Genomic DNA, 6,113 nt, shown 5'->3' with positions numbered 1-6,113 from the left:
GATTTGCGTTTATATCTTTCATTGCGTCCTCTTTGAGTGTGAATTGTTGAAAAAATAGACTAAAAATAGCACCGCAAAGCTTATAAACAGCATAATCGCCGAATAAACGTGCGCCTTAGTATAGTCCATGAGCTCGACGGCCTCGTAGATAGCGATGCTAGCGACTTTTGTCTTGTCTGGGGCGCTGCCGCCTATCATCAGCACGACGCCAAACTCGCCCAAAGTGTGCGCGAAACTTACTATGAGAGCAGTTAGAAGCGAGGGTTTGATATTTGGCAAGGCGACTCTAAAAAGCGTCTCCCATTTGCCTTTGCCTAGCGAATAGCTCGCCTCAAAAAGGCTCTTTGGCAGGCTCGCAAAGCCCGCCTGAAGCGGCTGAAACATAAACGGCAGCGAGTAGATGCAGCTAGCGATGATGAGGCCTGAAAAGTTAAAAACCAAGCGGATATCAAAGGTTTCCTCAAAAAATTTGCCCAAAAAGTTGTAAGGCGAGAGAAAAACCAGCATGTAAAAACCGAGTACCGAAGGCGGCAACACGAGAGGTAGCGAGATCACGGCTTCTAGCACGGGTTTAAATTTAAAACTCGCGCGGCTGAGCCAAAACGCAACCGGCAACACGAGAAAAAACAAGATCGCAGTCGAGATAAAAGCAAGCTTTAGCGAGAGGTAAAAGGGCGTAAAATCGATATTCATCTCGGCTCGCTTTGCGCGTAAATTTCAGCGTTTCGCTCGTCAAATTTGTCGTTTTCGCTACCGCTTTTTTGCAAATTTAGCCCAAACGCCTTGGCGCTTATCGCCGCTTCGTCGCCAGCTTTTAAATTTGCCGCTTCCGCAGCGCTTAGAGCTACTTCGCAAAGCTGCTGACCTATGGAAACGACGGCTACGTAGATGGCGTCGCGCTTTGAGATCTCTAAAATTTTTGCCGGTAGGCTAAATTTCTGCGAGCCTCTGTGGCGCAAAAATATCTCGCCCGGGCTGCCTTCCTGCGCGATTTTACCGCCCTCTAGCACGAAAACTTTTGAGGCGAGTTTGTAGATCTCCGCGACGTCGTGACTAACCAAAATCGTCGTCATATCAAACTCGGCGTGCACCTTAGCAAGGTAGTCTTGCAGCTTTTCGCGCATGGCGTTATCAAGGGCCGAGAGCGGCTCGTCGAGTAGCAAAATTTCGGGCTTTCGCATGAGGGCGCGGGCTAGGGCGGCACGCTGCTTTTGACCGCCCGAGAGCTGCGAGATGGCGGCGTTTTCTAGCGAGCTCATCTCGACAAGACCCAGCAGCTTGCGGGCTAAATTTACGTCGTCGTTTGCAAAAAGCAGATTTTTCATCACGTTCATATTTGGAAAAAGCGCGTAGTCTTGAAATAAAAACCCGATATTTCGGCTTTGCGGCGGAGCGAAGTTCTTGCCGCCAAAAAGCGTCCGACCGCCTGCTTTTATCGTTCCGCTATCAGGCGTTTCAAAGCCCGCGATCAGGCGCAGTAGCGTTGTTTTACCGCTGCCGCTTTTGCCGTAAAGAGCGACAAATTCGCCCTTTTTTACGTTCAAATTTACGTCTAAATCAAATTTTCCGTTTGCGCCGTTTAGGCTTTTTATGCAGTTTAGTTCTATCATGCGATGTAGAGCGAGGTTGCCTTGACGTAGGCGTAAATTTGATCGCCCGGCGCTAAATTTAGCCGCTTTAGCGATGATGTCGAGATGATGCTTTCAAACTCAAATTTGCCCGCGTTTAGATGCAGCGAGCTTGTGATTTGCCCTCTTTGGATATCTGAAATTTGCGCTTTTATCTCGTTTGAGACCGAGCAGTTTAAAAGCGGGGAAGTAGCGACGAAGACGTCCGAGCTTTTAAAGCCTAGCCGAACTTCGTCGCCGATTTTTAAATTTTGCAGATTTTCCAAAGAGAGCATTTTTAGGCTTAAATTTTCGGCGCTAAACTCAAAAACGCTAACGCCGTCATTTTGCTCTATCGCCGAAATTTTAGCCTTTATCATTTAGATGTTGTATCCGAATTTTCTAAAGATTTCCTTCGCGCGGTCGCTTCTGATGAAGTCGTAGAAAGCTTTTGCTTCAGGATTGTTTTCGCCGTGTTTTAGGATAACCATGCCTTGGTCGATCGGGGTGTAAAGCGCAGGATCGATGAGGATAAAGTTTTTGCCCTCTTTGTACTCGGCCATTTTTTTATCGTACATTGCAGAAGCCGCGATAAATCCGACGTCAGCAGCGCTTAGAGCTTGGCTTAGAGCCTCGCCGATAGATTTTGCTAGGATGACGTTTTTCTCGACTTTATCGTAGATGCCCGCTTTTTTTAGAGCTTCGATGCTAGCTTTGCCGTACGGAGCGGTTTCAGGGTTTGCGATCGCGATGGCTTTTAGGCCTTCTACCGCGTTTATGCCTTTAGCTAGATCGATATCTCTGATCGTAAATAGAGCAAGTGCGCCCTGAGCGTATACTACGGGCTGGGTTACGGCAAATTTGGTATCATATAGGTCTTGTACGAATTTCATATTTGCAGCCATGAAAACATCCGCCGGAGCGCCGTTTTTGACCTGAGTAGATAGCGCGCCGCTAGCTCCTAGCGTGACGGTTACTTTGGTGTCTGGATTTGATTTAGCAAACTCCGCTTTTAGCTCGTCAAACGCATAAGTGACGTTTGCAGCGGCAAATACGTTGATCTCGCCTGCGTTTAGGTTAAAAGCGGCGATGGCCGCGGCTACTAGTGAAAAAAATGTTTTTTTCATTTTTTATACTCCTATTATTATTTGGCTTGCTTTGATGATGGCGACCAGCTCGTCGCCCACGCCGATTTTCATATCCATCGCGCTATCTTTGGTGATGATAGAGGTTATCGTCTGATGGTTGCTGATTTCTAGCACGATTTCGGCGTTTACCGAGCCGATTTTGGCCTCGATCACGCGTCCTTTTAGTAAATTTGCCGCGCTTAGTTTTAGATTTTCCTCTTTTGCGAGCATTACGCTTGGAGCTTTAAAGATAAATACGACCTTTTTGCCGACTTTTAAATTTAGATTTTTTTCAGACTCGACCGTGACGTTGGCGCGTAAAATTTCGCCGTTTGAGAGTTTGGCGCTGATTTGCGAATTTACCGCGCCCGTTTTTACTTCGGTTATCTCACAGCTTAGTTGATTTCGCGCGCTCAGACTCATGCTCATGCGCTGTAAATTTAAAATTTCGTTCGTATCGACGTTTATATTTGAACAAACTTTTTCTAAAAATATCTTTTGGCTCTCCAGCATCGCGTCGTATAGCGCGATCATCTTTTTGCCGTACGGCGTGAGCTCCGAGCCGCTGTTTTTCTTGTTGCCTTCGGCTCTTGCGATTAGCGGTTCGTCCGAGCGGTTATTTAGCGCGTCTAGGCTGTCCCATGCGTTTTTGTACGAGATGCCGACGTACTCGGCCGCTTTTGTTATGCTTTTGGTGTGCTCTACAGCCTTTAAAAGCTCTATGTGCTTAGCTAACACCGATACGCCGCTATCTAAAAATAGCTCTAAACTAACGTCTGCTTTCATGAAAATCCCCCAAATTCTATCAATATAAAAAAATAATTTGCTAGGAAGTATATTTAAATATATATGAAAAATAACTTAAATAAACTTCGTAATACCGGGCATTTTGAAATTTATAAATTTAAAAGCTACATTGAGATAAAATCTCAGGTTACTGCCTTTGCAGACTTAAAATTCGGAGATTTGATGAGAAAATTTTTACTCTCTCTTTTGCTTTTTTTTAGTTGCGTTTTTGCCGAACAAACGCAAGAAAAGAGCGAATTTGACGACGAATTTACCCAGCCTAGCGAGATTTTCGATCCGCTTAGCGGCTATAATAGAATGATGACGGGATTTAACGATTTTATGTACGTAAACGCCATCCATCCCGCGATAAAAGGCTACAACTACATAGTGCCAGAGGCTGCCAGAACTGCGGTGGGGAACTTTTTTGACAACCTTTTATATCCCGTTCGCTTCGTAAACAACCTCTTGCAGTTTAAATTTAGCGAGGCCGGCGAAGAGACGCTGAGATTTTTGGCAAATACGATCATCGGCTTTGGCGGACTAACCGACGGCGCGAAATACTACAATCTGCAGCGCCATGACGAGGATTTTGGCCAGACGCTTGGATACTGGGGCGTGGGTAGCGGATTTCACGTGGTTTTGCCGTTTATCGGACCCTCAAATTTACGCGATATCGTCGGTCTAGTCGGCGATTATTATCTCGATCCCATCAGCTACGTAAAGCCGGCTCTAGACTCCTTTGCGATAAAAACTTTCCGTCAGGGCAACCTTTTGTCTTTACATCCAGACGCTTACGACAATCTTAAAAAAGATGCGATCGACCTGTATCCGTTTCTACGCGACGCCTACGAACAGCGCCGCAACCACTTAATAAAGGAATAAAATGAAATTTTTAAAAATCATCCTGCTTGCGCTTTTTAGCGCGGTTAGCCTCTTTGCGATCAGTGAGGAGCAGATAAAATCTACGATGCAAAAAACGACGCAAGACGCCATCGAGGTGCTAAAAAACGCAAATTTGAGCAAAGACGAGAAAATAAATAAAATTTTCGCCGTTTTTGATCCATATTTCGACTACGAGCAGATGTCTAAAATCGCCCTAAGCAAGCGCTACAACAACCTAAATGCCGAGCAAAAGGCTAAATTTAACAAAGCTTTTGAAGAGAGGTTAAAATCAAGCTACGTCGATAAACTTTTAAGCTACAAAAACCAAACTATAAATTTTAAAGATGTAACCAAACCAAACGAAAATCGCTACTTTCTAAACGCCGATTTAGTCGGCGAGGACGGTAAAAACTACGGCTTTACGTATAAATTTTACAACGCCAAAGATCGCGGCTGGCTCATCTACGATGTCGAAATTTTAGGCGTTAGTATCATCCAGACCTACCGCAGCCAGTTTGATAGCTTGATGGAAAACGAGAGCTTTGAAAATTTGCTTAGCAAGCTAAACTCCGTCCAAGCTCCGCAATAAGGCGTTGATGAAGCGGATTTTTAAATTTATCGTCAACTTTCCAAAGAGCGTTATCGCAGGCGTACTGGCCGCGACGCTCTTTTTTGGATATTTTAGCGGCAAGCTCGAGGTGGACGCGTCGACCGAGACGCTGCTGCTTGAAAGCGATAAAGATCTAGCCGTCTTTAGAGACGTTTCTAAACGCTACGTTAGCCCAAACTACCTAGTCATCGCCTACACGCCAAAAGACGATCTGCTCGCGCCATCTACGCTTGAAAAGATAGAAAATTTAAGCCGCGAACTAGAAAAAAACGAGCTTGTATCAAGCGTCATTTCTATATTAAACATCCCGCTGCTTCAAAGCGGAACTAACGATCTTAGCGAGCTGGTTAAGCATGTACCTAGCCTTGCCGATACCGATATAAACAAAACCTTGGTGCGCCGCGAGTTTGCGGATAGTCCGCTATATACGAACAACCTCGTTAGCCGCGATCTAAAAACTACGGCGATCGTGCTAAATTTAAAGACCGATGAGAAATATCAAAGCATACTAAACGAGCGAAACGCTCTGCTAAACGCCAAGATTGATGGCAATATCACAAGCGAGCAAAAACAGCGTTTAAGTACGGTAAATGCGCAGTTTAAAGCCCACCGCGACGAAGCGCGTATAAAAGAGCACGCCGCGATCGAGCAGATACGCGAGACGATAGCGAAATTTGGCGGCGGCGAGAGCCTGTTTTTAGGCGGTGCGAACATGATCGCCGACGATATGGTGAGCTTCGTGCGATCCGATCTTGCGACATACGGTATCAGCGTTACGCTACTTTTGGTCTTTTGTCTTTGGCTCTTTTTTAGGCAGATTCGCTACATCGTTATGCCGATTTTTATCTGCGTGATTAGCGTTATCTGGGCGAGCGGACTGTTTGGGTTTTTCGGCTGGGAGATTACCGTCATCAGCTCAAACTACATCGCCCTTCAGCTCATCATCACGATCTCGGTCGTCATCCACCTGATCGTGAGCTACCGCGAGTTTTGCCTTACCAAGCCGCACCTTAACAACCGCCAGCTCGTTTATCTCACGCTACGCGATAAGGCCAGCCCATCGTTTTTTGCGATATTTACGACCGTTATCGGCTTTTT

The 6,113-nt window shown here is 45.8% G+C and carries 8 protein-coding genes; 3 read left to right on the top strand and 5 right to left on the bottom strand.

The annotated features are described in order from the left end of the window. Positions 1 to 18 precede the first annotated feature (18 nt). The 5 genes from modB to Q0338_RS06710 are packed head-to-tail and all read right to left on the bottom strand — an operon-like array spanning position 19 to position 3,520. A complete protein-coding gene (modB, locus tag Q0338_RS06730) occupies positions 19 to 693 on the bottom strand; it encodes a molybdate ABC transporter permease subunit (protein ID WP_298086091.1) in 675 nt (224 codons plus the stop codon). After that, the gene (locus Q0338_RS06725; protein ID WP_298086090.1) at positions 690 to 1,610 is read right to left on the bottom strand and encodes an ATP-binding cassette domain-containing protein; all 921 of its coding nucleotides are present in this window, start codon (positions 1,608 to 1,610) and stop codon (positions 690 to 692) included. The genes modB and Q0338_RS06725 overlap by 4 nt, the downstream gene beginning before the upstream one ends. Continuing rightward, complete coding sequence (locus Q0338_RS06720; protein ID WP_298086089.1) at positions 1,607 to 1,987, bottom strand: TOBE domain-containing protein; 381 nt, start codon at positions 1,985 to 1,987, stop codon at positions 1,607 to 1,609. The genes Q0338_RS06725 and Q0338_RS06720 overlap by 4 nt, the downstream gene beginning before the upstream one ends. After that, positions 1,988 to 2,734: a molybdate ABC transporter substrate-binding protein gene (gene modA / locus Q0338_RS06715; RefSeq protein ID WP_298086088.1), complete on the bottom strand. Its 747-nt coding sequence runs from the start codon at positions 2,732 to 2,734 to the stop codon at positions 1,988 to 1,990. Between the two features lie 3 nt (positions 2,735 to 2,737). Beyond that, a complete protein-coding gene (locus Q0338_RS06710) occupies positions 2,738 to 3,520 on the bottom strand; it encodes a TOBE domain-containing protein (protein WP_298086087.1) in 783 nt (260 codons plus the stop codon). A gap of 63 nt (positions 3,521 to 3,583) precedes the next feature. Here Q0338_RS06710 and Q0338_RS06705 point away from each other — a divergent pair, with 63 nt between their 5' ends. The 3 genes from Q0338_RS06705 to Q0338_RS06695 all read left to right on the top strand — a co-directional run. Further along, positions 3,584 to 4,405, top strand: coding sequence for a VacJ family lipoprotein (locus tag Q0338_RS06705; RefSeq protein ID WP_298086086.1), 822 nt, complete (start codon positions 3,584 to 3,586; stop codon positions 4,403 to 4,405). 1 nt (position 4,406) lies between these two features. Then, positions 4,407 to 4,994 (top strand): ABC transporter substrate-binding protein, encoded by a 588-nt coding sequence (locus Q0338_RS06700; protein ID WP_298086085.1) that lies wholly within the window; start codon positions 4,407 to 4,409, stop codon positions 4,992 to 4,994. Between the two features lie 7 nt (positions 4,995 to 5,001). Beyond that, positions 5,002 to 6,113 (top strand): MMPL family transporter (locus tag Q0338_RS06695; RefSeq protein WP_298086084.1); only part of this gene is annotated, 1,112 nt, incomplete at its 3' end.

This window comes from uncultured Campylobacter sp. (assembly GCF_938018145.1).
GTDB lineage: Bacteria > Campylobacterota > Campylobacteria > Campylobacterales > Campylobacteraceae > Campylobacter_A.
The sequence above is the reverse complement of the archived record's forward strand: the minus strand, read 5'-3'. Positions and strand labels throughout refer to the sequence as shown.